Below are 26,026 nucleotides of genomic sequence, written 5' to 3' on the forward strand. Positions count from 1 at the left end.
AATCCAGGCTCCGCAAGGCGCCGACCGAACTGAAAGAAGGAACGTCAAATGAAGGTGTATTACGACCGCGACGCCGACATCGGCCTGATCAAGGGCAAGAAGGTCGCCATCCTCGGCTATGGCAGCCAGGGCCACGCCCATGCCCAGAACCTGCGTGACTCGGGCGTCACCGAAGTCGCCATCGCCCTGCGCCCCAGTTCGCCCAGCGCCAAGAAGGCCGAAGGTGCCGGTTTCAAGGTGCTGTCGAACGCTGACGCCGCTGCCTGGGCCGACGTGCTCATGATCCTGGCACCCGACGAGCATCAGGCTGCCATCTACGCCACCGACATCCACGCCAATCTGCGCCCCGGCGCCGCGCTTGCCTTCGCGCACGGCCTCAACGTTCATTTCGGCCTGATCGAGCCGCGTGCCGACGTCGACGTGATCATGATCGCGCCCAAGGGTCCGGGTCATACCGTCCGCAGCGAATATCAGCGCGGCGGCGGCGTGCCCTGCCTGATCGCCGTTCATCAGGACGCGACCGGCAACGCGCATGACATCGCCCTCTCCTACGCCTCAGGCGTCGGCGGCGGCCGTTCGGGCATCATCGAAACCAACTTCCGCGAGGAATGCGAAACCGACCTGTTCGGCGAGCAGGCGGTTCTGTGCGGCGGCGCGACCGCGCTGGTCCAGGCCGGTTTCGAAACACTGGTCGAGGCCGGCTATGCCCCCGAAATGGCCTATTTCGAATGTCTACACGAGCTGAAGCTGATCGTCGACCTGATGTATGAAGGCGGCATCGCCAACATGCGCTATTCGATCTCGAACACCGCCGAATATGGCGATATCAAGACCGGTCCGCGCATCATCACCGAAGAAACGAAGAAGGAAATGAAGCGCGTTCTGGCCGACATCCAGTCGGGCCGTTTCGTCAAGGACTTCGTGCTCGACAACCGCGCCGGCCAGCCGGAACTCAAGGCCAGCCGTATCGCCGCCCAGCGCCACCCGATCGAGGAAACCGGCGCTAAGCTTCGCGCCATGATGCCCTGGATCGGCGCGAACAAGCTGGTCGACAAGGACAAGAACTAAGCCCTTTTCCTCTTTCCCCAGTTATGGGGAAAGAGGTCTCAACCGGTAACCCTTTGTTTCCGGTTACGGCTCTGGAACAATCAGGGGACGTTGCCTATTCTGGCGGCGTCCCTTGAACGTTTCCGGAGAATATCCTTCATGCGCAAATATCTGATCCCCGCCGCCGCGCTCATCGCCCTTGCCGGCGGCAGCGTCGTCGTCGCCCAGCAAATGCCCGCGGCGCCCGGCGCAAAGGACGCCGCGCGCGTCACGGGGGGTAGCTATACGATCGACCCCGGCCATACCCAGATCGTCTTCGCCTATGACCATATGGGCTTTTCCAACAATATGGGCGTCATTTCCGAATCGACCGGCACGCTGACGCTCGATCCGAAGAACCCGTCCGCCGCCAAGGTTTCGGTGGAGGTTCCGGTGACGAACCTGAAGACCGGCATCACCAAGCTCGACGAGCATCTGATGAAGCCGGAATTTTTCGATTCCGCCAAATTCCCCAAGGCGACCTTCGTGTCGACCGGCGTGAAGGTTCAGGGCACCGAAGCGGAAATCAGCGGCAATCTCACGATCAAGGGCATCACCAAGCCGGTGACGCTCGACACCGAATTCTACGGCGCGGGCAAGGCTCCGGCGATGATGGGCGGCAAGGAGAATGTGGGCTTCGTTGCTACGACCACGATCAAGCGCAGCGATTTCAACATGGGTTATGGCGTGCCCATGGTTGGCGACAATGTGGAATTGAAGATCGTCGCAGCCTTCCAGAAATAAGACTTCACGCTCCCCTCCCGCAGGCGGGAGGGGAGTTGACAGGCTCCCTCTAACCCATCCCTCTTGTCAGCGACGCTTGCGCTTCCCTGCCGATTCAGGCTATGGCCATCCCATCATGCAGCGTGCGCTTCTTCCTCTGCTACGACTTACACGCCCTTAGGCGTGGTTTTTGTGCTGCTCTTCGCTTGAATGACGCGGCAATACGCCTAAGGGCACATTCAAGCAGATAGTCGTACCACCGGGCAGGCTGCAGCCGCTCGATTGCAGAGAAGTCATTTTCGTCATGATGCTGAACGATCCCTCGCTGAAATACCGCCCCTTCCCCCAGGTGGACCTGCCCAATCGCCAGTGGCCATCGAACGTCATCACCGCGCCGCCGCGCTGGCTGTCGACCGACATGCGCGACGGCAACCAGTCGCTGATCGACCCGATGAACGCGGAAAAGAAGCGCCGCTTCTTCGACCTGCTGGTGAAAGTCGGCGTCAAGGAAATTGAGGTCGGCTTCCCCAGCGCGGGCGCGACCGAGTTCGACTTCATCTCCGGGCTGGTCCGTGACGGCGCGATCCCCGACGATGTGTTCCCGCAGGTGCTGACACAGGCACGCGAGGATCTGATCGCCACCACCTTCGAATCCCTGCGCGGCGCGAAGAAGGCCATCGTCCACATCTACAACGCCGTGTCGCCCGCGTGGCGCAACATCGTGTTTCAGATGGACCGGCCGCAGATCAAGGAAATTGCGATCACCGCCGCCAGGCTGCTGCGCGACAATGCGGCAAAGCAGCCCGACACCGACTGGCATTTCGAATATTCGCCGGAAACCTTCTCCACCGCCGAGCTGGATTTCAGCCTGGAATGCTGCGAGGCGGTGATGGAAATCCTCCAGCCGACGCCTGAGCGCCCGCTGATCCTGAACCTGCCCGCCACGGTCGAGGCCGCGACGCCCAACATCTATGCCGACCAGATCGAATGGATCTGCCGCAATATTTCCAAGCGCGACAGCGTGGTGATCTCGCTGCATACCCATAATGACCGGGGCACCGGCGTTGCCGCCGCCGAACTGGGCCTGATGGCGGGCGCGGACCGTGTCGAAGGCTGCCTGTTCGGCAATGGCGAACGCACCGGCAATTGCGACTTGGTGACGGTGGCGCTGAACATGTACACCCAGGGCATCAATCCCGGCCTGGATTTCAGCGACATCGATGAGGTCATCCAGACCGTCGAATATTGCAACCAGTTGCCGGTCCATCCGCGCCATCCCTATGCGGGAGAGCTGGTGTTCACCGCCTTCTCCGGTTCGCATCAGGACGCGATCAAAAAGGGCTTCGCCGCGCAGGAAGCCCGCAACGACCGGATTTGGGACGTGCCCTATCTGCCGATCGATCCCAAGGATCTGGGCCGCGATTATGAAGCCGTGATCCGCGTGAACTCGCAATCGGGCAAGGGCGGCGTCGCCTGGGTGTTGCAGCAGGACAAGGGGCTGAAGCTGCCCAAGCGCATGCAGGCCGACTTCTCCAAGATCGTGCAGGCGCTGGCCGACGAGAGCAGCCGCGAACTGAACGCCGCCGATATCTGGGGAGCCTTTGAAACCCATTACCGTCTGGCGGGCGAACAGCCCTACAGCCTGATCGACTATCATGAGAGCGGCGCGGCGGGCGACCGCATCTTCACCGGCAAGATCACGCACAAGGGCGGCGAGCGCTCGATTTCCGGGCGTGGCAACGGCCTGATCTCCTCGGTGCTGGCCGCGCTGCGCGACGAACTGGACGTCGATCTGGAGATTGCGGACTATAGCGAGCATGCCATCGGCGCAGGCACTGACGTCGCGGCGGCCGCTTACGTCGAATGCCGCACGCCCGATGGCCGGACCATCTTCGGCATCGGTACGGACACGGACGTGGCCACGGCGTCTGTTCAGGCGGTGCTGTCGGCGGCCAATAGCGTCGCGGCGCAGCGCTGATCTTTAAGACAACCTACAAAAAGAGCCCAGTTCTACGGTTTGGACTGGGCTCCTGCCTGCGCAGGAGCACGGAGCGTCGGCGCGCCCTCCTCCGCCAGCACCTTTATCACGCGCTCCCACTGATCGAGCGCGTCGGCTATTCCCGCCACTGGCACGCGTTCGTCCAGTCCATGGGCAAAGCCGTCCTCGCCCCGCTGGAACAGGCTGGACACGCCATAGCTCGGCACTCCCAGCGCCCGGAAATAGAGGCTATCCGTCGCCCCCGCCGACATGGAGGGGATGACGGGAATATTCGGATAGCGCGCCGCGACCGCCGCCGTCACCGCCTTCACCACATCCTCGCGCAAGGGCGACGCATCGCTCGCCTTGGGATCGTCGAGCGTGGTGATCGCCGCGCCGGGGTCGTCGACCGCCTGGGCGAGTTCCGCCTTCACCACGTCGATGGCGATGCCCGGAAAGATGCGGCAGTTGACATCGACCTTCGCGCTTTGCGGCAAAGCGTTGAGCGCATGCCCCGCCTGCGCCATGGTCGCCACGCAGGTCGTCCGCACCTGCCCGACAAATTCGGGATATTCGGACAGCAAATTAGCTGCCTTGCTGTCTCCCGTCTCCGCATAGCGCCGCATCGCCGCCCCCACCGCGCCGCCGATGCGATCGGCCGACAAGGACAGCGAAGCCTTGGTCAGTTCGTTGCGCATCGGCGCGAAGCGATAGGCCGCGATCCGATCGATCGCGCGCGCCAGCCGATAGATGGGATTGCCGGGCGTCGGCGCGCCGCTATGGCCGCCGGCATCGGTAAAGGCGATCTCGAAATCGGCATAGGTCTTTTCGCCCGCCTGCAACTGATACAGAACGGGCTGGCCAGCCTCATCCAGCAGGCCGCCGCCGCCATCGCCGTTCAACAGCAGTTCGGCGTCCTTATATTTCTCCGCCAGCGCCCGCGTCGTGCGCATATGGGTTTCCTCGTCGCCTGACAGCAGCAAGGTGACGGTCCGCCGCGGTCGCCAGCCTTCCTTCTTCAGCCCAGCCATCGTCGCCACCATCATGGCGACGTCATATTTATTGTCCTCCGCCCCCCGGCCGAAAATATAGCCATTCTCCTCCACCGGCGTGAAGGGATCGCGTGTCCAGTCCGCCGGATTGGCCGCCACCACATCCATATGGCCGATCATCAGCAGGGGCTTGAGTTGGGGATCGCTGCCCCGGACGGTCGCGGCCAATGTCGCCGTTTCGCCTATCGGCGTGATCTCCAGATCGACCGTCGCAAAGCCCGCCTGCCGCAACACCGACGCATAATAAGCAGCGAGGCGGGGAACCTGCCCCTCATCCGCCACCGTCCGGAAGGCAATCGACTTCATCAGCACCGCCTTGGCCAGCGCCGGATCGCCCGCCGCCGACGCCCCCTGCGGCAAGGACAGGGCCATCAAAACCGGCCACCACTTCATCAAATCGCCTCTCCATGCTGGATTTCGCCATTCCATGTGGCATAGCGGATCGCGGCGGCCAATCCGTTTGGCTGTTAAGCTGCGGAAAGAGGGCGTCCTTATCCGCGTTCACCCCCATAAAGAATTGCTTGCGCGCATTTGGCAGGGTCGCTCCCCATATCGCGCGCCGGTCGCCCGAAGGAATGTGAGCCCATGGCCATCAACTATCGCAGTTTCGGATTTCAGGTTCTTGCCGGTATGGCCGTCGGCCTATTGCTTGGCCTGCTGGCGCGATCCATCGGTTCGGGGCCGGACGGCGATCTCAACTGGCTGGCGACGGCGCTCAAGACCACGGGGTCGATCTTCGTTTCGCTGCTGAAGGCCGTGGTGCCGCCGCTGGTGTTCGCGGCGATCGTCGCCTCCATCGCCAATCTGCGCGCCCTCGACAATGCGGCGCGGCTGGCCGGACAAACCCTCCTCTGGTTTGCAATCACGGCGCTGATCGCCGTCGTCATCGGCCTTGCCATCGGGTTGATCGTCCAGCCGGGTTCCGGCTTGCACGGACAGGCCTTGGCCGTGGGAAAGCCCGATTCCGTTGGAGGCTGGCTCGATTTCCTGAAAGGCCTGGTCCCCGGCAACAGCTTCGCCCTGTCCGCCAGTACGAAGCTGAACGATAGCGGAGCGACCACCACCCTCTCCTTCAATATCCTGCAATTGCTGGTTGTTTCCATCGCCATCGGCCTCGCGACGCTGAAGGTCGGAGAAAAGGCCGAACCGTTCCTGGCCTTCGTCCGTTCGCTGCTCGCCGTGGTGCGCGCGATCCTCGGCTGGATCATCCGCCTGACGCCCATCGGCTCAGCCGCTCTTATCGGCAGCGCGATCGCCACCTATGGCTGGAGCGCGCTGGCCCAGCTCGGCAGCTTTGCAGGGGCGGTGTATCTGGGCCTCGCCATCGTCCTGCTCGTCGTCTATCCGCTGCTGCTGGCCGCCAACGGCCTCAAACCCCTGCCCTTCTTCGCCAAGGCGTGGCCGGCCATCCAGCTTGGCTTCGTATCGCGATCCTCGGTCGGCACCCTGCCCGTCACCGAGACTGTGACGGAACGCATGGGCGTGGAAAAGGGCTATGCCGCCTTCGCCATTCCACTGGCCTCCACCACCAAGATGGACGGCTGCGCTTCCATCTATCCGGCGCTTGCAGCGATATTCGTGGCTGGCTTTTACGGCATCCCACTCCATGCGGCGGACTATGCGCTGATCGTCTTCGTGTCGGTCGTCGGATCGGCGGCGACGGCTGGCCTGACGGGCGCCATAGTCATGCTGACGCTGACGCTTTCCACGCTCGGCCTGCCGCTGGAGGGAGCGGGCCTGCTGCTCGCCATCGATCCGATCCTCGACATGGGCCGCACCGCCGTCAATGTCGCGGGCCAGGTGCTGGTCGCCACCATCGTCGCCAAGCGGGAAGGGATCTTGGACGAAGCTGCCTATTATGGCGGGACGGAGCTGGCCCCGGCCTGAGCAGCGCCCCCCTTCTGAACAACGGTTGACCTGCGGCGCGGAGGGGACCATGGGTCGCCCCATGCATCAGGTTCATATCATCGGCGGCGGGCTTGCGGGCACGGAAGCGGCATGGCAATTGGCGCAGGCCGGCGTGAAGGTCCGCCTGTCGGAAATGCGCGGCAGCGGCGACATGACGCCCGCGCACCAGACCGAGGGTCTTGCCGAACTGGTCTGCTCCAACAGCTTCCGCTCCGACGATCCGGACAAGAATGCCGTGGGGCTGCTGCATCAGGAAATGCGGCGGCTTGGCTCGCTCATCATGGCGCAGGCAGAACCGGCCAAGGTGCCCGCCGGATCGGCGCTGGCGGTCGATCGTCATATCTTTTCCGACGGCGTCACCCGAACATTGGCCGAACATCCCAATGTCGAGATCGTGCGTGAACGCATCGACGCGCTGCCGACCGAGGGCATGACCATCGTCGCCACCGGCCCGTTGACCGCACCCGCGCTCGCCGCCAGCATCGGCCAGGCGGCGGGGATCGATCATCTCGCCTTTTTCGACGCCATCGCGCCGGTCGTGCATTTCGACAGCATTGACATGGACAAATGCTGGATGGCCAATCGCTGGGACAAGATCGGCCCCGGCGGCGGCGAGGGCAAGGATTATATCAACTGCCCCATGAACAAGGAACAGTATCAGGCCTTCGTCCAGGGACTGCTGGACGGCGAAAAGACCGAGTTCAAGGAGTGGGAAAAGGACACACCCTATTTCGAAGGCTGCATGCCGATCGAGGTGATGGCCTCACGCGGCCCCGAAACGTTGCGCCATGGGCCGATGAAGCCGATGGGCCTGGACGATCCGCGCACCGGCCGCTGGCCCTATGCCGTGGTGCAGCTTCGGCAGGACAATGCGGCGGGGACGCTGTGGAATATGGTCGGCTTCCAGACCAAGCTGAAGCATGGCGCGCAGACCGAACTGCTCCGGACCATCCCCGGCCTGGAAAAGGCAGAGTTCGCGCGGCTGGGCGGGCTGCATCGCAACACCTTCATCCAGAGCCCCAAGCTGCTCGACGCCACGCTGCGCCTCAAAAGCGCGCCGCACATCCGCTTCGCCGGGCAGGTGACGGGCTGCGAGGGCTATGTCGAGAGCGCGGCCATCGGCCTGCTCGCCGGACGCTTTGCCGCGGCCGAGATTTTGGGCAGGCCGTTGGCGCCGCTGCCGCCCGAAACAGCGCTGGGCGCACTGCTGAGCCATGTCATCGGCAATGTCGAGACGGCGGATTATCAGCCGATGAACGTCAATTTCGGCCTGTTCCCGCCACTGGCAGACGTCAAGAAAAAGCAGCGCAAGGAAGCCATGACCGCGCGCGCGCGCGCCGCTCTAGGCCAGTGGCTGGGCGAGCTTCAGCCCGCCTGACGCTTAGCATTTGCACTTCGGCGCGGCCGTGCGTTTGGGCGCGGTCGTCGCGAATTCGGCAGGGGTCAGCTTGCCGTCGCCATTGCCGTCGGCCTTGGCGAAACGGTCCGACGTGGTCACGGCCCACTCCTCGAAGGAGAGGAGATTGTCGTTGTTCTTGTCGAGCGCCTTGAACGCCTTCACCCGGCTGCCCATCATCTCGATCCGGGTGATGACGCCATCGCGATTGCGGTCATAACGGCCGAAACGCTTCTGCTCACGGCTCTGCGGCGAAGCTTCGCCGGGCATGAGCGGCGCATCGCCCGTGGCGTCCGGATCGCCTTCGGGCAGCGCCTCGACGGCGGGCGGCGGCGGTGATCCGATCAGCGGCTGAGGCATGGCTTCATTGCTCGCGTGTCCCTGCCACCAGAACAGCCCTCCGGCCATCAACAGCAAAGCGGCCATCGCGCCCACCAGACTTCGCCCCACCTTTAATCCTCCTAACGTCCCGTCAGCGCGACGCGCACCAATCTCAGATACAGCGCAGGGGTCAATCCCGCCGGTGCGCAACGGCCCATTTTAATGTCATGGCGCGCGAGATGATAAGCGATGCGCAAAGCGCGCCATTCCTTGGGCCAGGCCGGTTTCTCCCGCAACATATGCTCCCGCGCCATTTCGATCGCCCGGCCGGCGATGACCCGATCGTCGATATGACCCGACAAATCCCACAGCGCCCAGGCCGCTCCCGCCTGGACGAGCCAAGTCGGAATATCGTCCCGCCCCGCCAAGGCACGAAACAGGCCACCGCCCCGTCCCTCCGCATAAGCATGGAGATCGATCTCCCCGATCAAGGCTTCCCATCCATCAAGCCATTGCGAAAGCCCGCACAGCGGCACGGCCCCCAGCTTCCGCATCGCGTCGATCAGCGGTTCGCCCTGCCCTTTCACGCCGTTGTCGTCGGTTAGCGCGTCATTCCACCAGGCTAAGCGCATCTGTCCGATCATCGGCTCGCTGGTCGTCGCCACCAACCGCGCGAACCGCGCATCGAGCGCCCAGATGAGTCGATGGCGCGCAACATCCGGCCCGGCATAGGCGCTCAACAGCGAAGCGAGTGGGTGGAGATCATCCTGCACCACGACTATCCACATATATCCATGGAAATAGTTTTTGCTGAAATTATCAGCTTTTTAACTTCAGCGGACATAGTGATCCTGGCAACTGCCCCTTCATGGGCATGGGGCTGCCCTGCCTGAAATGGGGGTGCGGGGCAAGTAAAGGCAGAGCGGATTATGGGTGATCGGATCAAGCGCGCGCTGTTCATTCTGACGCGGCTTTACCACAATCAGGCGGGCAATACGCTGGCGATCGTGGCTGCGGCGATGATTCCGTTAGCAGGCATGGCTGGCGCCGCTGTGGATTTCAGCCGAGCCTATCTGGTGAAAGCCCGCATGCAGCAGGCCTGCGACGCAGGCGCGCTTGCCGGACGACGCTCCATGAGCGGGACCATATTGACGAGTGCCGACAAGCAACAAGCCCTCAACTATTTCAACTTTAACTTCCCTAATCAGTTGATGGGGTCTGCGGTCATGTCCACGACGGACGCCAATGCCGCCAATCGCGTTACGACTGCGCTGGACAACGGCCAGCTTCGGATGGAAGCCACCACGACTGTCCCGACCACCCTGCTGCGGGTCGTCGGGATCACTGAAATGCGCGTAAACGCCGAATGCCTGGCGGAAGAATATTACGTCAATACTGATCTGATGCTTGTTCTCGATACGACCGGCTCGATGAACTGTTATATGTCCAATGCGCTTAGCTGCGCCCAGGAGACAGAAAAACCTGTGAGCGGGACAAATAAGTCCAAAATGCGAGAAATGCGGGATGCGCTAAAGACCCTATATTCCAATTTGCGTCCCGCCCAAGTAGCGCTCGAAGGAAAAAATCTTCGTATGAGGATCGGGTTCCTGCAATTTTCCAGCACGGTGAATGTCGGCAAACTGATCCGCGCCGAAAATACAGCCTATGTTCGTTCATCCTATCAGTATCGAAACAGCAGCGGAACATTGAAAACGGCGACCGACTGGCCGAATTATTCATCGACCTGGCTCGACAATAGCTGGCAAGGATGCATCGAGGAACGCGGCACATCCACTGCACTTACGGCAACCAGCACCACCATACCGGCTGACGCGTGGGACCTCGACATCGCGAAAATCCCTGACAGTGACGCCACCCGCTGGGCACCCTATGACTATGAGGCAATGAGCGGCTCCAGTCGTATCAGCGAAGAATCCATGGGTTCAGTTACGGGTTCTAACTTCTACAAAGCCGCCTGCCCAAAGCCTGCTGTCCACATGAAGGCATGGGCCAGCCAAAGCGAGTTCGACGCGCAGGTCGATACGATCGTAACAGGCGACGGCGCGACCTATCACGACCTCGGCATCATCTGGGGTCTTAGGATGATAGCTAACAACGGCATCTTCGGATATCGCAATCCGGATAAATTCAACAACGTGAAGGTCCGCCGCACCATAGTCTTCATGACCGATGGCGAGATGTCGCCATTCCGAGACGCGTACAGCGCTTATGGCGTAGCTAAATATGCAGGGCGAACAGCGTCGACCGGTACGCAAGATACACCTCTGGAAGCCATTCACACGCAACGCTTCAAGCTGATGTGCGCAAAGGCGAAGTCCGATCCCTATTATGTCGATATATGGGTCATCGGGGTCTTGTCCGGCCAAACAATGAATTCGGATATTGCGTCCTGCGCATCGAATAGCAGCCAGGCCATTTCGGTCAGCAACGCTACCGACCTTGCCAATGCATTCAAGCGGATATCGGACAAGGTGGGCAATTTGAGGCTAGGCGCATGATCCCCGCCCCCCTCAAGCAACTCGCGAAAAATCGCGACGGCGTAACCATCGTGGAATTCGCCGTCGTTGCAGCGCCACTGATCTTCATGATCCTTGGAGCGCTCGATCTTGCGTATCAGGCTTATGCAACCGCCGTCGTTCAGGGTACTGCGAACGCAGCCGCTCGAAAGGTGACGCTGGAAAACGCCGCGGCCGCCACCGTCGAAACCTATGTTCGAGGGCGGCTGGCTAGCATTGCGAGCGGTTCCAATGTGCAGATAGGCTCTTCGAATTTTCTGACCTACAACAAGATCGGCAAGCCCGAAAAGCTGACGACCGACGTCAATTCGAACGGCCTTTACGACAAGAGCGGGCCCGACTGCTTCATCGACGATAATCGCAACAATAGTTATGACATCGCCAGTCAGGGCGCATCGGGCATCGGCACAGCCGAAGATGTCGTCCGTTATCAGATCACCGTCACCTACAACCGCCTTTCGCCTATTCCGCAACTCTTGGGCATGGGCAATTTGGTGACGATTTCCCGGACGACTTTCATGCGCAACGAACCCTATGCCGGCATTGTCGATCCCCCCGTGAAATGCGGAGTTTGAGCATGTTTGCCACGCGGCATATCGATAAATTCGAACGCGTACTCCCGATGCCTCTACGCCAGCTTCGCGCAAATCAAAAAGGGCTGGCTCTGATCGAGTTTGCCTATGCGTTGCCGTTTCTCATCCTGCTCACCTTCGGAGGAACGGAGCTTGCGAACATCGCCATTACACATGCACGGATAAGCGCCATTACCAGCATGGCGGCTGATGGCGTGGCGCGCGTCAGGGATCGAATTGACGAAAACGACATCAACGACGTCATCATTGGAGCAAAATATGCTGGGGATTCACTTGATCTGACATCGCGGGGTCGGATCATCATATCTACCGTGGAAGACAATGCAGCAACCTCGACTCCTCTCACCGACCAGGTGATCACATGGCAACGCTGCAAAGGAATAAAGAGTGTCGCCGCAGCTCAGACCATCGGAACGGAAGGTCAGGTGTTGACCACCGGCATGGGCGCAGCAGGTAGTCAGATTTCAGCAACGCCGGGCAACCCGGTGGTAGTCGTGGAAATTTTCTACGACTACAAGCCGATCATGTCGAACATGTTCTTCGGCCCGATCACCATCCACTACTCATCGGCCTTTTCGGTGCGCGATCGCACAATTCAGAGCCTTCAAAACGCTCAAAACCTATCTGGTACGGCAAAGTCGACCTGCAACTATTATTCGGCCTGACCCTCATGGATAGCCTTTGCAAAAGGGGGCGGCCCATTTTGCGCCGCCCGCCTCCTTCTTACCTATAACAAACCCTCTTCACCGCCTCGACCACGCGCGCGGCGTCGATCAGGGCTGCTTTTTCGAGGTTGGCCGCATAGGGCAATGGCACATCCTCATTGGTCACGCGCAGCACCGGCGCGTCGAGGTCGTCAAAGCCCTGCTCCATGACCACAGCAGCGATTTCCGATGCGATCGAGCAAACCGGCCAGCCTTCTTCGACTACCACCAGGCGGTTGGTCTTCTTGAGGCTCTCCAGAACCGTCGCTGTGTCGAGCGGACGCAGCGTGCGCAGGTCGATGACTTCCGCGTCAATGCCTTCGGCCGCCAGCTTTTCGGCCGCCTCCAGCGCGACGCCGACGCCGATCGAATAGCTGACCAGCGTCACGTCCTTGCCCTCGCGGATGATGCGCGCCTTGCCGATCGGCAGGACATAATCGTCGACCTTGGGCACATCGAAGCTGCGGCCATAGACCAGTTCGTTCTCAAGGAACACGACCGGATCGTCCGAACGGATCGCGGCTTTCAGCAAGCCCTTGGCGTCGGCCGAGTCATAGGGCGCGATCACGATCAGGCCCGGAACCGCCGCATACCAGGGACCATAGTTTTGGCTATGCTGCGCGGCAACGCGGCTCGCGGCGCCGTTGGGACCGCGGAACACGATCGGGCAGCGCATCTGGCCGCCGGACATATAGTTGGTCTTGGCGGCCGAGTTGATGATGTGGTCGATCGCCTGCATCGCGAAGTTGAAGGTCATGAACTCGACGATCGGCTTCAATCCGCCCATCGCCGCGCCCGCACCGATGCCGGCAAAGCCATATTCGGTGATCGGCGTGTCGATGACGCGCTTGTCGCCAAATTCTTCCAGCAGCCCCTGGGTCACCTTGTAGGCGCCCTGATATTCGGCCACCTCTTCGCCCATGACAAAGACGCGCTCGTCACGGCGCATTTCCTCCGCCATGGCATCGCGCAGCGCTTCACGCACGGTCGTCTTCACATAGTCCGTGCCTTCGGGGAGAGCCGGATCCTTGACCGTCGCCTTGACCTCGACCGGCTTCTTCGGCTCAGGCGCCGCTTCGACCTTTGCAGGCGCTTCCGCCTTGGCTGCCGGAGCAGGAGCGACCGCTTCACCACCCTCACCCGCCATCGTCGCGATGACGGTGCCGACTTTCACGCCTTCGGTGCCCTCGGCTATCATGATCTGGCCGATCTTGCCTTCGTCGACGGCTTCGAATTCCATCGTCGCCTTGTCGGTCTCGATCTCGGCCAAAATGTCGCCCGAGCGGACCTCGTCACCTTCCTTCACCAGCCATTTGGCCAGCGTGCCTTCCTCCATGGTCGGGGAAAGCGCCGGCATCTTGATTTCGATACCCATTAATATTGCTCCACCAGCACGTCAGTATAAAGCTCGTGCAGTTCCGGTTCGGGAGAGGTTTCAGCGAAATCCGCGGCGTCGCTGACGATCTTGCGGATATCCTGATCGATCTTCTTGAACTCGTCTTCGGAAACGCCGACATCGGCCAGATATTTCTTGACGCCCTCGATCGGGTCGGACTTGTCGCGCATCGATTGCACTTCCTCGCGCGATCGGTATTTGGCTGGGTCGGACATGGAATGGCCGCGATAACGGTAGGTCTTCATTTCCAGCAGGATCGGGCCATTGCCGCCCTGCACCCATTTGAGCGCTTCCTCGGTGGCGCCGCGCACGGCGAGAACGTCCATGCCGTTCACCTGAATGCCCGGAATGCGGAAGCTCTCGCCCCGGCGGTAAAGCTGATCTTCCGCCGACGAACGGTTGACGCTGGTGCCCATGGCATATTGGTTGTTCTCGATCACGAAGATGATCGGCAGCTTCCACAGCTCGGCCATGTTGAAGCTTTCGTAGACCTGGCCCTGGTTGGCCGCGCCGTCACCGAAATAGGCGACGCACACGCCGCCGTCATTGTTATACTTATGCGCAAAGCCTAGACCCGCGCCCAGCGACACCTGCGCGCCGACGATGCCGTGGCCGCCGAAGAATTTATGCTCGACGCTGAACATGTGCATCGAACCGCCCTTGCCGCGGGAGATGCCCGCTTCACGGCCGGTCAGTTCCGCCATGATGACATTGGGATCGATGCCATAGGCCAACATATGGCCGTGGTCGCGATAGCCTGTGATGACACTGTCCTTGCCGGGCTTGAGCGCCGACTGGATGCCGACGGCAACCGCTTCCTGACCGATATAAAGGTGACAGAAGCCACCGATCAGGCCGAGGCCGTAAAGTTGACCCGCCTTTTCCTCGAAACGGCGAATGAGCACCATCTGCCGATAAAATTCCAGCAGCTCTTCCTTGGTGGCCTTATAATCTTTCGGAGCGTCGGGGCGAGGCCGGTTATGGTCCGCGCCAGCCGGACTGGCTGCCTTTGCGCGTGACGGACGCGGCGTTGTTGGTTTCGCCAAGGCTTTTATCCTTTTGCGTGGGTGAGGATGGAAGGAAGGCCGGTATAGCGGCAGTCCGCCCCCAAATGCAACGCGGCATGGAGCCTCGAAACGCAGCAAATGCGCTTAGACAAGCGTTCCGGTTTGATAATCAGTTCAGCGGAACGATCACTTCATCATGATGGACGACGCCCAGCTCGCGCCGGATCAGCTCATCGGAAAGGTCGGGGTCGACGCGCCGGGGATTGAGCAAATCCACCCGGTTCTTAAGCTCTTGCCGATGAGTCTGGATTTGCTTCAGCTCAGCCTGCGCATGATGAAGCTGGCGCTTATAATCGCCCCAGGCCAGAACGCCGTTGGAACCCAGCACCACATAGCCGGCGAAGAAAAGAAGAAGAAGCACCGCAATCGCCGGCCCGAAGGCTGAAAAAAGCAACATGCGGAGTTTCGCGATATGCGCCATGGACCAGTTGAATCACAGGGACGGGCCGGCCGCAAGCAAAATTTATTGCCCTTGCGGCCGACCGTCGAAAAATTGACTTAGCGGAAGATCGAACGGCCCGCGTAAAGGGCAATGTCACCCAGCTCTTCTTCGATACGGATAAGCTGGTTATACTTGGCGAGCCGGTCGGAGCGGGCAAGCGACCCGGTCTTGATCTGGCCGCAATTGGTGGCGACGGCGAGATCTGCGATGGTCGCGTCCTCGGTTTCGCCCGAACGATGCGACATGACGGCGGTGTAGCGCGCACGGTGGGCCATGTCGACGGCCGCCAGCGTTTCGGTCAACGAGCCGATCTGGTTCACCTTGACCAGCAGCGAATTGGCAAGCCCCTTGCCGATGCCCATTTCCAAGCGCTTGGGGTTGGTCACGAACAGGTCGTCACCGACCAGTTGGACCTTGGCGCCGATCTTGTCGGTCAGCGCCTTCCAGCCTTCGAAATCATCCTCGCTCATGCCGTCCTCGATCGACTTGATCGGATAGTCCGCGCAAAGAGCTGCCAGATAATCGGCCATTTCGACGGGGCTAAGCGACAGGCCTTCGCCCGAAATTTCATATTTGCCGTTCTTGAAGAATTCGGTCGCCGCGCAGTCCAGCGCCAGCACGACATCGTCCCCCGGCTTGTAGCCCGCCTTCTCGATGGACAGCATGATGAAGTCGAGTGCGTCGCGGGTCGAAGCGATGTTCGGCGCGAAACCGCCCTCATCCCCGACCGAGGTGGCCAGCCCTTTATCGTGAAGACCCTTCTTGAGCGTATGGAAGATTTCCGAACCGATGCGAACCGCGTCAGCAATGCTCTCGGCACCGACCGGCATGATCATGAATTCCTGGAAGTCGATCGGATTGTCGGCATGCTCGCCGCCGTTGATGATGTTCATCATCGGCACCGGCAGCACATGGGCGTTGACGCCGCCGACATAGCGATAGAGCGGCAGGCCGCGCGCATCGGCAGCGGCCTTAGCCACCGCCAGGCTGACGCCCAGTATCGCGTTGGCGCCCAGGTTCGACTTGTTCTCCGTGCCGTCGAGCGCGATCATCGCGGCGTCGACTTCGGCCTGATCCTCGGCATCCAGGCCGATGATCTGCTCGGCAATCTGGTCGTTGACGGCAGCGACAGCCGTCAGGACGCCCTTGCCCAGATATTTGCTCTTGTCGCCGTCGCGCTTCTCGACCGCTTCATAGGCGCCGGTGGAAGCGCCCGACGGCACGGCGGCGCGTCCGAAGCTGCCATCCTCCAGCATGACATCGACTTCGACGGTCGGATTGCCGCGGCTGTCCAGAATCTGGCGGGCGTGAATATCGAGAATGGCGGTCATGGATCGCTCCTTGGAGTGGCGCTGGGTCGCTTTTCGCGCTTCGCTTAGCTACCACCTTCCCGATTGGCAATGCGGGGGCTTGCAAGGACTCGAAAAATGCCGATGCTCAAAATAGTAACGGCAACGGAACTGTGGGCGGTGGCGAAGCATTAGAAGCAAAGCCGCCTGCCCGCTTCGCAATTCCACCGTATTTCAAAGGGAGATATAGGACGATGGCCGACACCCCGGAAACCCCGCCCGCCAAGCGCGCCAGAAAAGCCAACCCGGCCAAGACCGCCAAGGCCAAACCGGCCAAGGCCGCCTCCTCCGGCACGTTGGTGAAGGCCGCGCCCGTCAAGACCGCCGCCACCCGCAAGGCAGCCGCTCCCAAGACCGCCGGCAATGGCGCCGCCGCGCATGGCTGGACCGCCCAGATCGCCCCGATCAAGGCGCAAGCGGAAAAAGCGGCGAAGGCAGCCGCCGACAAAATCAACGCCGTCGACTGGAAAGCGCATATCGACCCGATCAAGGATCAGGCATCCAAGACCGCCAAGTCGGCGGCCGGCGTCGCCAAGGACAAGACCGGATCGGCCATGCAGAGCCTGGCCAAGCTGATTTCCGATACGGCCGGCACGGTCGATGCCAAGCTTGGCCCCCAATATGGCGATTATGCCCGCCAGGCCGCAGAATCGGTAGCCGGTGCCGCAAAGACGCTGGACAGCAAGGATGTCGATCAGTTGATGACCGAAGCGCGCGATTTCGTGCGGAAGAGCCCTGCCGTGGCGATCGGCGCGGCTGCGGTGGTCGGCTTCGTGCTGATGCGGCTTGCCAAGGGTTCCGACGAAGACGCCTGAGCACGTCCTGCGCAAGTGAAGGACGATAAAGCCCCGGCGCCGGGGCGGAGGAAGTTTTGACGCAAGAGCCCCTGCAGACCGAGGCACAGGACGAGACCGTCCGGGATGTTTTCACGCGCCTGTACGCCGACGGGCGCGCCTATGCGGAAGCCGAAGTCGAACGGCAGAAACTGCGCGCGGGCATTGTCGGCGCCGGGTTGCGCGATGCTCTGATCTTTGCCGCGGTGGGCATCATGCTCATCTTTGCCGCGATCGTCGCCTGCCTGGTGGGCTTCATCCTGGCGCTGGCGCCCCATCTGGGAACAGGCTGGGCGACCTGCGCGGTATTCGGCGGCGCTCTGATCGTCGCATTGCTGTTGTTGCTGATCGCCAAGGGCCGGATCGACCGGATGAAGAAGGCGGTGAAGTCATGAAACGGGAAGAAGCCTATCGCGCCGCGGTGGCGCGGGCGGATGCCCGCAGGACTGCCTTCATGTCCAGCGCCCTTGCCGCCAAGGCGCGTATTATGCCCGCCCGACTGAAGCAGGACGCGAAGGGCAAGGCGACCGAAACCCTTCTGGACGGCACCGCCTACGCCGCCGCGAAGGTCCGGCAACGGCCGGCCGCAACGGCGGCAGCGATCGGCGCATTGGCGCTGTATTTGCTGCGCCGTCCGCTTGGGGCACTTTTCCAGCGGATATACGTTCGGATAAGGAACCGCACAGAAGAGACTTCGGAGACTGATGATGGCTGATATCCGCGCTCAAATCACCCGCGCCCGCGAGGCGGCGAACGACATCGCTGAAACCGCATCGGGCAAGTTCCGCGATACGGCAGACCGAGCCATGGAAGGCGCCGGCGGCCTGATCCAGACGAGCAAGGAACGGGCCGGGGATGCGCGGGATCGGGCGCGCGACAAGGCCAACGCCGCCTATGCCGATGCGCGGGAACGCTCCCAGCGTGTTGCCGCGCGCGCCAATGAGATCGTTCAGGAACATCCCATCGTTGCCGTGGCCGGAGCCGTGGCGGCGGGCGCGGTCATCGCATGGATGTTCCCCAAGAGCCGCGCTGCGATGAAAGCTTTGCCCGGCATTGCCTCAAGCGCGAGCGCGAAAGTGCTGGAGGCCGCGCTCGCTGCCAAGGCAGTGGCGGCGGAAAGCGCGGAAAGCCTGAAGTCAAGCACGGGCGAAGCGCTGAACAATGCTGCCGAGGGAACGAAGGAGGCGGCCATTTCGGCTCGGGATGCGGTGGCTTCCGCCGATCTGGGAGGGAAGACCTCTCGCCTCGCGGACGATGTGATCGCGCTGGTCGCGGCCAAGGTCGAGGCGATTAGCGACGCATTGAAAGCGCGGTTGCCAAAAGCTTAATCGCTTCATCGCCAAAAGCATGCTGATCTGGCCGCCTGCCCCCTTGGATGGGTGCGGGCGGCCTGCTAGGGTATATGTTTCACCGAACGGGAGAACATAAGATACCATGAGCAAGCTACACCTTGTAATGGGTGGTCGCGTCAAAAATCCCCAGACGCTCGAATTCGAAGATCTGAACTCCATCGAGCTGGTCGGGGTTTATCCTGATTATGCCGCGGCGGAAAACGCCTGGCGCGGCGCGGCGCAACGGACGGTCGACGACGCGGAGATGCGCTATGTGATCGTGCATCTGCACCGTCTGCTGGAACCGGAATTGCCGACCGGATAAGGACGTTTACATTCAGGACAGGGGCTGGGGGCGCTTGCGGAAACGCCAGCGGAGCAGCGGGCGCGTCAACACCAGCCCCACCAGGAATCCGCCAATATGCGCGGCAATGGCGATCTGGCCCAGATCGCCAAATCCTCCGGCCAGCCCGATCATCAACTGGATCGCGATCCAGCTTGCCGCCAGCCATAGCGCGCGCACCAGATTGGCCGAAAACGGACCGATCCGCCGGACATTCTGCTGGCTGTAAAGCAGCGCATAAGTTGCGATGATCGCGGAAATCGCGCCGCTCGCCCCGACCATCGGATTGGTGGAGTGCGGGTCGACCGCCCATTGCAGCGCTGTCGCCCCATAAGCCCCCGCCACGTACAGAGCCAGAGTGGCGCCCTTGTCCAGAACATGTTCCACCTGCCGTCCGCAAAAGACGAACATGAACAGGTTGAAGGCGATGTGCAGCCAGTTTGCGTGAACCAACGTGCAACTGAGCGGCGTCAGCCATACCGGCACCGCCGCCATTCCGGCGAGCAGAGCGCCATCCTCCACCCGTGCAGGGATGAAGCCCGCGATGATCGCGGCATTGTCGACCTGCCCGGTCAGATAGATCGACAGGAACGCGACGAAAGTCATCGCCGCGATCCCGTTGGTCATGCGGCCAGCAGGCAGTTTCATGGATTTCAGATGAAATCGATCTTGTCGACCAGGTAGAATTTGTCGCCCGACGGGACCGACACTTCGACCTCTTCACCGATCTGACGGCCGATCAGCGCGCGGCCGATCGGGCTGTTATAGCTGATCATGCCGACCTTGGCATCCGCCTCGGCCTGCCCCACGATCTGATATTTCACCGGCTTTTCATCTTCATCGAGCAGGGTGACGGTCGCGCCGAACACGATCTTGTCGCCCGAAAGCGTGGTGGGATCGATGATCTGGGCACGCGACAGCTTGTCTTCCAGGTCAGCGATCGTCGCTTCGACCTGGCCCTGCCGTTCCTTGGCCGCATGATATTCGGCGTTTTCGGAGAGGTCCCCATGTGCGCGCGCTTCTTCTATGGCGTCCACGATCAGGGGCCGTTCGGCCTTCAACTCGCGGAGCTGCGTATTGAGCTTGTCATAGCCCATTTGCAGCATCGGCATCTTCTCGACGGTCGCCATTATTGCAAATCCTTCGTCAAAACTTCCCTTTGGCGGCCCCTACCATGGGGCCACCCGCAGCGTGCTTCCTTATGCAGGGGATCAGGCTTGCGACAGGGGATAATAGGACTGGAGCGATCGCACTTCAAGGGCATGGCCCCGAAGAGCCTCGATCGCGTTCGCCGCCGCGACGCTGGCCGCCGCCGTGGTGAAGCTGGAGACCTTGGCCCGCAACGCGCTGGTGCGGATCGCCTTGCTGTCCTTGAGCGACTGCCAACCCTCGGTCGTGTTGAAGATCAGGTCGACGTCGCCGTCGGTGATCTTGTCGACGATATGGGGGCGCCCTTCGGCCACCTTGTTCACCGGCTGCACGGCGATGCCCTGCTCTTCCAGATAGCGGGCGGTGCCGCCGGTCGCGATGATGGTGAACCCGAGGGAGCAAAGCTTCTGCACCGCAGGCAGGATCACCGGCTTGTCGCTGTCCTTGACCGACACGAACACCGTGCCGCTCTTGGGCAGAACGGTGCCCGCGCCGAGCTGCGCCTTGGCGAAGGCCGTCGCGAAGTCGCTGTCGATGCCCATGACTTCGCCGGTGCTCTTCATTTCAGGCGACAATACGGGGTCGACACCGGCAAAGCGGGCGAAGGGGAATACCGCTTCCTTGACCGCGATATGCGAAATCGCGTTGCGGTCGATCTTCGGCAGATCCTTGAGCTTCTCGCCCGCCATGACTCGCGAGGCGATCTTGGCGATGGGCGTGCCGATCGCCTTGGCGACGAAGGGCACGGTGCGGCTGGCGCGCGGGTTGACCTCGATCAGATAGACCACACTGTCCTTGACCGCGAACTGGATGTTCATGAGGCCGCGTACCGACAGCGCACGAGCCAGAACGTCGGTCTGGCGCTCGATTTCCGCGATCACCTCGTCTGACAGGCTATAGGGCGGCAGCGAGCAGGCGCTATCGCCCGAATGGACGCCCGCCTCCTCGATATGCTGGAGCACGCCGGCGACCACGACATCTTCGCCATCGCACAGGGCATCCACGTCCACCTCGACCGCATCGCGCAGATATTGGTCGATCAGCACGGGCGAGTCGCCCGACACCTGAACGGCGGTGGCGATATATTCCTCAAGCTGGGCCTGGCCGTCGACAATCTCCATGGCGCGGCCGCCAAGGACGTAGGACGGGCGCATCAGCACCGGATAGCCGATGCGGTTGGCGACCGCGATGGCCTCCTCGCGGCTGCGGGCGATGCCGTTGGCGGGCTGCTTGAGCTTGAGCTTGTCGATCAGAGCGGCGAACCGCTCGCGGTCCTCGGCAAGATCGATGGCGTCTGGCGAGGTGCCCAGGATCGGGATGCCCGCATCCTCCAGCGCCTGCGCCAGCTTGAGCGGCGTCTGGCCGCCGAACTGGACGATGACCCCGGCCAGCGTGCCATTCGACATTTCGACGTTCAGGATTTCAAGGACGTCCTCAGCCGTCAGCGGCTCGAAATAGAGGCGGTCGGACGTGTCATAGTCGGTCGACACCGTTTCCGGGTTGCAGTTGATCATGATCGTCTCATAGCCGACTTCGCTGAGCGCGAAGCAGGCGTGGACGCAGCAATAGTCGAACTCGATGCCCTGCCCGATGCGGTTCGGGCCGCCACCGAGGATCACGACCTTCTTGCGATCGCTGGGCTGCGCTTCATTCTCGGCCTGCCCGAAAATCGGGGCTTCGTAGGTCGAATACATGTAGGGCGTCTTCGCCTCGAACTCGGCGGCGCAGGTGTCGATGCGCTTGAAGACCGGGCGCACACCGAGCTTGTGGCGCAGGCTCCGCACTTCGTCCTCGGTGACGCCGCCGGTCATGGCCTTGACCGCTTCGTGGATCAGGCCCGAGCCACGGGCAATGCCGCGCTCCATGCCGCGCAGATTGGCGGACTTGAGTGCAAGGTAAGCAAGGCGCTTGTCGGAGAAGCCCATGGCCTTCAGGCGACGCATGCCGTCCGCATCCTGCGGCAGGCCGTTGCTGAGGATTTCCGCTTCGGCGTCGACGATTTCCTTGATCCGCTCCAGGAACCAGGGGTCGAACTTGGCGATATTGTGGATTTCCGCGACGCTCAGCCCTTCGCGCAGAGCCTGCGCGGCAACCAGCAGACGATCCGGGGTCGGCTGGGCGAGCGCGGCGACGATGTCATCCTTGGGCGCGCCGACCAGATGTTCCACCTCATTGAAGCCGCACAGGCCGGTTTCCAGACCGCGCAGCGCCTTCTGCATCGATTCATGGATGTTGCGACCGATCGCCATCACCTCACCCACCGACTTCATCGCGGTGCCGAGCAATGGCTCGCTCCCCTTGAACTTCTCAAAGGCGAAGCGCGGAATCTTGGTCACGACATAATCGATGGTCGGTTCGAAGCTGGCGGGCGTCGCGCCGGTAATGTCATTCTCGATCTCGTCCAGCGTGTAACCGACGGCCAGCTTCGCCGCGACCTTGGCGATGGGAAAGCCGGTCGCCTTCGACGCCAGCGCCGAGGAACGGGAGACGCGCGGGTTCATCTCGATGACGATCAGGCGGCCATCCTTCGGATTGACTGCGAACTGTACATTCGAACCACCTGTTTCCACGCCGATTTCACGCAGTACCGCGATACTCGCGTTGCGCATGATCTGATATTCCTTGTCGGTCAGAGTCAGCGCGGGCGCGACGGTGATGGAATCGCCGGTATGGACGCCCATCGGATCGATATTTTCGATCGAGCAGATGATGATGGCATTGTCGTTCCGGTCCCGGACGACCTCCATCTCATATTCTTTCCAGCCCAGCAGCGATTCCTCGATCAGGACTTCGGTGGTCGGGGAGGCATCCAGACCCTCCATGACGATCCGCTTGAACTCTTCCCTATTATAGGCAACGCCGCCGCCGGTGCCGCCGAGCGTGAAGCTGGGGCGGATGATCGAGGGAAGGCCGGTGAATTCCAGCGCCTCCAGCGCCTCCTCCATGCTGTGCGCGATGCGCGAGCGGGCGGATTCGAGGCCAATCCTGTCCATCGCGTCGCGGAATTTCAGGCGATCCTCCGCCTTGTCGATGGCTTCGGCGTCGGCGCCGATCATCTTGACGCCGAACTTCTCCAGCGTGCCGTCATTGAACAGCGCGAGCGCCGTGTTGAGCGCCGTCTGGCCGCCCATGGTCGGCAGCACCGCGTCGGGGCGTTCTTTTTCGATGATCTTCGCCACGATTTCGGGCGTGATCGGCTCGACATAGGTCGCGTCGGCAAATTCCGGGTCGGTCATGATGGTGGCCGGGTTGGAGTTCACCAGGATGATGCGATAGCCCTCTTCCTTGAGCGCCTTCACCGCCTGCGTGCCCGAATAGTCGAACTCGCAAGCCTGGCCGATGATGATCGGGCCAGCGCCGATGATGAGGATGGAGGAGATGTCGGTTCTTTTAGGCATATCAAAATCCGAAAAATGAGCGAACGGCTTGTATCGCCGTAAGGATAGCTTGTTTCGCAGGCTCTTCCGCGACCGAGTCATAAGCGCTTAATAGCGGCTCCAGAAGAAGAGCCGACACTGCCCCCGCCAAGACTTTTCTATTCTTTATAAATTCCAAACCAGCGGAAATGTGGGTCCGAATCCAGCCTCGCTCTTCTTCATCTATCGAGTTAGAAGATCTAATAGCTTCAGAAGCGCTTTCTGTTCTCTGAACTAAATCCTCATATTCTGGGGAATTATGGGCCACGGTAACAAGTCGATCCGAAGCTGGGATATTAGGCACTTCGGACACAACTTCATCTTCAACCGATTCATGAACAGAGGGTCCATTATAATGCGCATTAAACGCATCTCGTAAAAAGCGGGGACCAATTATTGAAGAACGCTTGGCAACACCACTGTTGGCTAAATAATATTTTTTCCAGCCAACATATTTTTCATAAGAAAGCCGATAGTAATCACCAGCAACAGGATCACTGTTTTTTTCTATGGCTCCATATTCATACAAATCTTCGAATAGTTTTTTTGCCAAATCAGGGATTTTAGGCTCAGGGTCAACACCATAAGCGCGCAAAGCCTTCACGAAGAGACTTGATAAAACCTGTTCCACCTCAGGCTTAAATTGATATGATTGAGCAAGCTGATCTTGCCGAATTGACATCTTCGCAAGCGCAACGAAAATATACTCGTCAATTGCGTTCATTAATGCACGCCCCCTGTCCGGGCTTCGCAACCCCAACCGTCATATTCGACGCCGCAGAGGATTTCGATCTGGAGGCACTTCTTCGTCAGGGCGCGGATCGACTGTTCGTCGACCGGCTGTTCGCATTCGAGGAAGAGGAACAAGTCGCCATCCTCATCTTCCTCCCGGTCCAGTTCGACGAAGCCGAACTGGCTGGCGATGGTCAGGACGCGCTCGAAATCCTTTTCGCTGCCCTTGAAGCTGACGTCCACGGGCCGCGCGATGCGGGCCACGTCGCCATTGGCGGCGAGATTGGCGAGGACTTCCTTGTCCGCCTGCCACTCCGCTTCGAGGCGGGCTTCGTCAACCGGGGGCAGGTTGAGGCTCACTTAAGCCCCTCTACGAAGCGCTGGAACAGGTAGAAGCTGTCCTGTGGGCCGGGCGAGGCTTCGGGGTGATACTGGACAGAAAAGGCCTTTTTATCCGTCAGTTCGATGCCACAGTTGCTACCGTCAAAGAGCGACACATGGGTCGGCTTCACATTGGCGGGCAGCGTATCGGCATCGACCGCGAAGCCATGGTTCATCGAGGTGATCTCGACCAGACCGTCGGACAGGCGCTTGACCGGGTGGTTGGCGCCGCGATGGCCCTGATGCATCTTGATCGTCTTGGCGCCAGCAGCAATCGCAAGCATCTGGTGACCGAGGCAGATGCCAAAGACGGGCAAGTCGGCGTCCAGCAGCTTGCGGATCACCGGCACGGCATATTCGCCGGTCGCGGCCGGATCGCCGGGGCCGTTGGAGAGGAACACGCCGTCGGGCTGCTGCTCCATCACCTGCTCGTAGCTGGCGCTGGCGGGCAGCACGGTGACGCGGGCGCCGGCCTTCACCAGATTGCGGAAGATATTGTTCTTCGCGCCATAATCGAGGGCGACGACATGGGGGCGCTCTTCACCCGCTTCATTCAGGCCGTAGCCGAAGCCCAGCTTCCACACGCCGTCTTTCCAGAGGCGTTCCTTGCCCGACACTTCGATGGCGAGGTCCATGCCTTCGAGGCCCGGCCACGACGCAGCCTTGGCGGCGAGGGCTTCGAGGTCGAACCGGCCTTCGGAATCATGGGCGATCACGACATTGGGCGCGCCCTTCACACGGATCATGCGGGTTAGCGCACGGGTATCGACCCCGGCGAGGCCGATGCGGCCCTTTTCCTTCATCCACTGGTCGAAAGGTTCGACATTGCGGAAATTGCTCGGCTCGGTCACATCCTGACGGACGACGCAGCCCAGCGCATGGGGGGCGTCCGCCTCCACATCGTCCAGATTGGTGCCGACATTGCCGATATGCGGGAAGGTGAAGGTAACGATCTGGCCTGCATAGCTGGGATCGGTCATCACTTCCTGATAGCCGGTCATCGCCGTGTTGAAGCACAGCTCGCCCACCGCATCGCCGGTCGCGCCGAAACCACGGCCGAACACCGCAGAGCCATCGGCAAAAACCAATACCCCTGTCGCTCCTTTGGGCACAATGAGGGTCTTGGCGTCAGCCATGGTCATATCGTCCTTTTATGCTTTTGCTAAGAACCCGTCTCAAGCGGGTTAAACGGCCGGTCACCTATGCGTGTGAGGCCGTCGGGTCAACTCCTGTTAAAAATCTCTTTTGGCGTTATATCTGATCCTTTCCCAACGAACAGGACTCATTCG

General features: G+C 61.2%; 26 protein-coding genes. 13 read left to right on the forward strand and 13 right to left on the reverse strand.

What is annotated here, in order from left to right:
- The first annotated feature begins 48 nt into the window (after positions 1 to 48).
- From ilvC to leuA, 3 genes are all read left to right on the forward strand, one after another.
- Complete coding sequence (gene ilvC / locus VVT58_RS05545) at positions 49 to 1,068, forward strand: ketol-acid reductoisomerase (protein WP_327754399.1); 1,020 nt, start codon at positions 49 to 51, stop codon at positions 1,066 to 1,068.
- Between the two features lie 138 nt (positions 1,069 to 1,206).
- Positions 1,207 to 1,830 (forward strand): YceI family protein, encoded by a 624-nt coding sequence (locus tag VVT58_RS05550; protein ID WP_327754400.1) that lies wholly within the window; start codon positions 1,207 to 1,209, stop codon positions 1,828 to 1,830.
- A gap of 283 nt (positions 1,831 to 2,113) precedes the next feature.
- Positions 2,114 to 3,787 (forward strand): 2-isopropylmalate synthase, encoded by a 1,674-nt coding sequence (gene leuA / locus VVT58_RS05555; protein WP_327754401.1) that lies wholly within the window; start codon positions 2,114 to 2,116, stop codon positions 3,785 to 3,787.
- A gap of 32 nt (positions 3,788 to 3,819) precedes the next feature.
- Here leuA and VVT58_RS05560 read toward each other — a convergent pair whose 3' ends face one another.
- Positions 3,820 to 5,232 carry a M20/M25/M40 family metallo-hydrolase gene (locus VVT58_RS05560; protein ID WP_327754402.1) on the reverse strand — a complete coding sequence of 471 codons (1,413 nt, stop codon included), beginning with the start codon at positions 5,230 to 5,232 and terminating at the stop codon, positions 3,820 to 3,822.
- Between the two features lie 192 nt (positions 5,233 to 5,424).
- Here VVT58_RS05560 and VVT58_RS05565 point away from each other — a divergent pair, with 192 nt between their 5' ends.
- The gene (locus VVT58_RS05565) at positions 5,425 to 6,726 is read left to right on the forward strand and encodes a dicarboxylate/amino acid:cation symporter (protein ID WP_327754403.1); all 1,302 of its coding nucleotides are present in this window, start codon (positions 5,425 to 5,427) and stop codon (positions 6,724 to 6,726) included.
- Between the two features lie 61 nt (positions 6,727 to 6,787).
- On the forward strand, positions 6,788 to 8,125 hold the full coding sequence (gene trmFO, locus VVT58_RS05570) for a methylenetetrahydrofolate--tRNA-(uracil(54)-C(5))-methyltransferase (FADH(2)-oxidizing) TrmFO (protein ID WP_327754404.1): 1,338 nt from the start codon (positions 6,788 to 6,790) through the stop codon (positions 8,123 to 8,125).
- 3 nt (positions 8,126 to 8,128) lie between these two features.
- Here trmFO and VVT58_RS05575 read toward each other — a convergent pair whose 3' ends face one another.
- A complete protein-coding gene (locus VVT58_RS05575; RefSeq protein ID WP_327754405.1) occupies positions 8,129 to 8,593 on the reverse strand; it encodes a hypothetical protein in 465 nt (154 codons plus the stop codon).
- Positions 8,594 to 8,604: 11 nt separating this feature from the next.
- On the reverse strand, positions 8,605 to 9,252 hold the full coding sequence (locus VVT58_RS05580) for a hypothetical protein (protein WP_405053724.1): 648 nt from the start codon (positions 9,250 to 9,252) through the stop codon (positions 8,605 to 8,607).
- Between the two features lie 141 nt (positions 9,253 to 9,393).
- Here VVT58_RS05580 and VVT58_RS05585 point away from each other — a divergent pair, with 141 nt between their 5' ends.
- The 3 genes from VVT58_RS05585 to VVT58_RS05595 are packed head-to-tail and all read left to right on the forward strand — an operon-like array spanning position 9,394 to position 12,259.
- The gene (locus tag VVT58_RS05585; RefSeq protein WP_327754406.1) at positions 9,394 to 10,983 is read left to right on the forward strand and encodes a TadE/TadG family type IV pilus assembly protein; all 1,590 of its coding nucleotides are present in this window, start codon (positions 9,394 to 9,396) and stop codon (positions 10,981 to 10,983) included.
- Entirely contained in the window at positions 10,980 to 11,576 is a 597-nt protein-coding gene (locus tag VVT58_RS05590) for a TadE/TadG family type IV pilus assembly protein (protein ID WP_327754407.1), read from the forward strand. The genes VVT58_RS05585 and VVT58_RS05590 overlap by 4 nt, the downstream gene beginning before the upstream one ends.
- A 2-nt stretch (positions 11,577 to 11,578) precedes the next feature.
- Positions 11,579 to 12,259: a TadE/TadG family type IV pilus assembly protein gene (locus tag VVT58_RS05595; RefSeq protein ID WP_327754408.1), complete on the forward strand. Its 681-nt coding sequence runs from the start codon at positions 11,579 to 11,581 to the stop codon at positions 12,257 to 12,259.
- A gap of 58 nt (positions 12,260 to 12,317) precedes the next feature.
- Here the strand turns inward: VVT58_RS05595 and VVT58_RS05600 are convergent, their stop codons facing one another.
- The 4 genes from VVT58_RS05600 to eno all read right to left on the reverse strand — a co-directional run bounded on the left by VVT58_RS05600 (position 12,318) and on the right by eno (position 16,534).
- On the reverse strand, positions 12,318 to 13,673 hold the full coding sequence (locus VVT58_RS05600) for a pyruvate dehydrogenase complex E1 component subunit beta (RefSeq protein ID WP_327754409.1): 1,356 nt from the start codon (positions 13,671 to 13,673) through the stop codon (positions 12,318 to 12,320).
- Entirely contained in the window at positions 13,673 to 14,740 is a 1,068-nt protein-coding gene (gene pdhA / locus VVT58_RS05605) for a pyruvate dehydrogenase (acetyl-transferring) E1 component subunit alpha (protein WP_066557282.1), read from the reverse strand. The genes VVT58_RS05600 and pdhA overlap by 1 nt, the downstream gene beginning before the upstream one ends.
- A 130-nt stretch (positions 14,741 to 14,870) precedes the next feature.
- The gene (locus VVT58_RS05610; protein ID WP_066557279.1) at positions 14,871 to 15,182 is read right to left on the reverse strand and encodes a septum formation initiator family protein; all 312 of its coding nucleotides are present in this window, start codon (positions 15,180 to 15,182) and stop codon (positions 14,871 to 14,873) included.
- 77 nt (positions 15,183 to 15,259) lie between these two features.
- The gene (gene eno, locus VVT58_RS05615; RefSeq protein WP_327754410.1) at positions 15,260 to 16,534 is read right to left on the reverse strand and encodes a phosphopyruvate hydratase; all 1,275 of its coding nucleotides are present in this window, start codon (positions 16,532 to 16,534) and stop codon (positions 15,260 to 15,262) included.
- Positions 16,535 to 16,746: 212 nt separating this feature from the next.
- Between eno and VVT58_RS05620 the strand changes: the two genes are divergently transcribed.
- The 5 genes from VVT58_RS05620 (at position 16,747) to VVT58_RS05640 (ending at position 19,041) form a co-directional block, all read left to right on the forward strand.
- Positions 16,747 to 17,367: a hypothetical protein gene (locus tag VVT58_RS05620; RefSeq protein ID WP_327754411.1), complete on the forward strand. Its 621-nt coding sequence runs from the start codon at positions 16,747 to 16,749 to the stop codon at positions 17,365 to 17,367.
- Positions 17,368 to 17,423: 56 nt separating this feature from the next.
- Positions 17,424 to 17,780 (forward strand): phage holin family protein, encoded by a 357-nt coding sequence (locus VVT58_RS05625; RefSeq protein ID WP_327754412.1) that lies wholly within the window; start codon positions 17,424 to 17,426, stop codon positions 17,778 to 17,780.
- Positions 17,777 to 18,100, forward strand: coding sequence for a hypothetical protein (locus tag VVT58_RS05630; RefSeq protein ID WP_327754413.1), 324 nt, complete (start codon positions 17,777 to 17,779; stop codon positions 18,098 to 18,100). The genes VVT58_RS05625 and VVT58_RS05630 overlap by 4 nt, the downstream gene beginning before the upstream one ends.
- Positions 18,093 to 18,713 carry a hypothetical protein gene (locus tag VVT58_RS05635; RefSeq protein ID WP_327754425.1) on the forward strand — a complete coding sequence of 207 codons (621 nt, stop codon included), beginning with the start codon at positions 18,093 to 18,095 and terminating at the stop codon, positions 18,711 to 18,713. The genes VVT58_RS05630 and VVT58_RS05635 overlap by 8 nt, the downstream gene beginning before the upstream one ends.
- 106 nt (positions 18,714 to 18,819) lie before the next feature.
- Positions 18,820 to 19,041, forward strand: a complete 222-nt coding sequence (locus VVT58_RS05640) for a DUF4170 domain-containing protein (RefSeq protein WP_327754414.1) — start codon at positions 18,820 to 18,822, stop codon at positions 19,039 to 19,041.
- A gap of 12 nt (positions 19,042 to 19,053) precedes the next feature.
- On the opposite strand, the gene VVT58_RS05645 is transcribed toward VVT58_RS05640, so the two are convergent.
- The 6 genes from VVT58_RS05645 to carA all read right to left on the reverse strand — a co-directional run bounded on the left by VVT58_RS05645 (position 19,054) and on the right by carA (position 25,873).
- Positions 19,054 to 19,707, reverse strand: a complete 654-nt coding sequence (locus tag VVT58_RS05645; RefSeq protein WP_327754415.1) for a rhomboid family intramembrane serine protease — start codon at positions 19,705 to 19,707, stop codon at positions 19,054 to 19,056.
- Positions 19,708 to 19,712: 5 nt separating this feature from the next.
- On the reverse strand, positions 19,713 to 20,189 hold the full coding sequence (gene greA, locus VVT58_RS05650) for a transcription elongation factor GreA (RefSeq protein WP_066557239.1): 477 nt from the start codon (positions 20,187 to 20,189) through the stop codon (positions 19,713 to 19,715).
- An 81-nt stretch (positions 20,190 to 20,270) separates the two neighbouring features.
- Positions 20,271 to 23,606, reverse strand: coding sequence for a carbamoyl-phosphate synthase large subunit (gene carB / locus VVT58_RS05655; RefSeq protein ID WP_327754416.1), 3,336 nt, complete (start codon positions 23,604 to 23,606; stop codon positions 20,271 to 20,273).
- Between the two features lies 1 nt (position 23,607).
- On the reverse strand, positions 23,608 to 24,348 hold the full coding sequence (locus tag VVT58_RS05660; protein ID WP_327754417.1) for a hypothetical protein: 741 nt from the start codon (positions 24,346 to 24,348) through the stop codon (positions 23,608 to 23,610).
- Positions 24,348 to 24,716, reverse strand: coding sequence for a ribonuclease E inhibitor RraB (locus VVT58_RS05665; RefSeq protein WP_327754418.1), 369 nt, complete (start codon positions 24,714 to 24,716; stop codon positions 24,348 to 24,350). Before VVT58_RS05665 ends, VVT58_RS05660 begins: the two co-directional genes overlap by 1 nt.
- Positions 24,713 to 25,873 (reverse strand): glutamine-hydrolyzing carbamoyl-phosphate synthase small subunit, encoded by a 1,161-nt coding sequence (gene carA, locus VVT58_RS05670; protein WP_327754419.1) that lies wholly within the window; start codon positions 25,871 to 25,873, stop codon positions 24,713 to 24,715. Before carA ends, VVT58_RS05665 begins: the two co-directional genes overlap by 4 nt.
- Between the last annotated feature and the right edge of the window lie 153 nt (positions 25,874 to 26,026).

The sequence above is a fragment of the Sphingobium sp. SJ10-10 genome (assembly GCF_036038995.2).
GTDB lineage: Bacteria > Pseudomonadota > Alphaproteobacteria > Sphingomonadales > Sphingomonadaceae > Sphingobium.

What these genes read in the sequence shown, in the direction of transcription:
- VVT58_RS05585 (WP_327754406.1), top strand. Translation starts at nt 9,394, where the DNA reads ATGGGTGATCGGATCAAGCGCGCGCTGTTCATTCTGACGCGGCTTTAC.
- VVT58_RS05580 (WP_405053724.1), bottom strand. Translation starts at nt 9,252, where the DNA reads ATGTGGATAGTCGTGGTGCAGGATGATCTCCACCCACTCGCTTCGCTG.
- VVT58_RS05590 (WP_327754407.1), top strand. Translation starts at nt 10,980, where the DNA reads ATGATCCCCGCCCCCCTCAAGCAACTCGCGAAAAATCGCGACGGCGTA.
- VVT58_RS05550 (WP_327754400.1), top strand. Translation starts at nt 1,207, where the DNA reads ATGCGCAAATATCTGATCCCCGCCGCCGCGCTCATCGCCCTTGCCGGC.
- VVT58_RS05610 (WP_066557279.1), bottom strand. Translation starts at nt 15,182, where the DNA reads ATGGCGCATATCGCGAAACTCCGCATGTTGCTTTTTTCAGCCTTCGGG.
- greA (WP_066557239.1), bottom strand. Translation starts at nt 20,189, where the DNA reads ATGGCGACCGTCGAGAAGATGCCGATGCTGCAAATGGGCTATGACAAG.
- trmFO (WP_327754404.1), top strand. Translation starts at nt 6,788, where the DNA reads ATGCATCAGGTTCATATCATCGGCGGCGGGCTTGCGGGCACGGAAGCG.
- VVT58_RS05595 (WP_327754408.1), top strand. Translation starts at nt 11,579, where the DNA reads ATGTTTGCCACGCGGCATATCGATAAATTCGAACGCGTACTCCCGATG.
- leuA (WP_327754401.1), top strand. Translation starts at nt 2,114, where the DNA reads ATGATGCTGAACGATCCCTCGCTGAAATACCGCCCCTTCCCCCAGGTG.
- carA (WP_327754419.1), bottom strand. Translation starts at nt 25,873, where the DNA reads ATGGCTGACGCCAAGACCCTCATTGTGCCCAAAGGAGCGACAGGGGTA.
- VVT58_RS05645 (WP_327754415.1), bottom strand. Translation starts at nt 19,707, where the DNA reads ATGAAACTGCCTGCTGGCCGCATGACCAACGGGATCGCGGCGATGACT.
- VVT58_RS05635 (WP_327754425.1), top strand. Translation starts at nt 18,093, where the DNA reads ATGGCTGATATCCGCGCTCAAATCACCCGCGCCCGCGAGGCGGCGAAC.
- eno (WP_327754410.1), bottom strand. Translation starts at nt 16,534, where the DNA reads ATGACCGCCATTCTCGATATTCACGCCCGCCAGATTCTGGACAGCCGC.
- VVT58_RS05620 (WP_327754411.1), top strand. Translation starts at nt 16,747, where the DNA reads ATGGCCGACACCCCGGAAACCCCGCCCGCCAAGCGCGCCAGAAAAGCC.
- VVT58_RS05560 (WP_327754402.1), bottom strand. Translation starts at nt 5,232, where the DNA reads ATGAAGTGGTGGCCGGTTTTGATGGCCCTGTCCTTGCCGCAGGGGGCG.
- VVT58_RS05600 (WP_327754409.1), bottom strand. Translation starts at nt 13,673, where the DNA reads ATGGGTATCGAAATCAAGATGCCGGCGCTTTCCCCGACCATGGAGGAA.
- carB (WP_327754416.1), bottom strand. Translation starts at nt 23,606, where the DNA reads ATGCCTAAAAGAACCGACATCTCCTCCATCCTCATCATCGGCGCTGGC.
- VVT58_RS05660 (WP_327754417.1), bottom strand. Translation starts at nt 24,348, where the DNA reads ATGAACGCAATTGACGAGTATATTTTCGTTGCGCTTGCGAAGATGTCA.
- VVT58_RS05640 (WP_327754414.1), top strand. Translation starts at nt 18,820, where the DNA reads ATGAGCAAGCTACACCTTGTAATGGGTGGTCGCGTCAAAAATCCCCAG.
- VVT58_RS05630 (WP_327754413.1), top strand. Translation starts at nt 17,777, where the DNA reads ATGAAACGGGAAGAAGCCTATCGCGCCGCGGTGGCGCGGGCGGATGCC.
- VVT58_RS05565 (WP_327754403.1), top strand. Translation starts at nt 5,425, where the DNA reads ATGGCCATCAACTATCGCAGTTTCGGATTTCAGGTTCTTGCCGGTATG.
- ilvC (WP_327754399.1), top strand. Translation starts at nt 49, where the DNA reads ATGAAGGTGTATTACGACCGCGACGCCGACATCGGCCTGATCAAGGGC.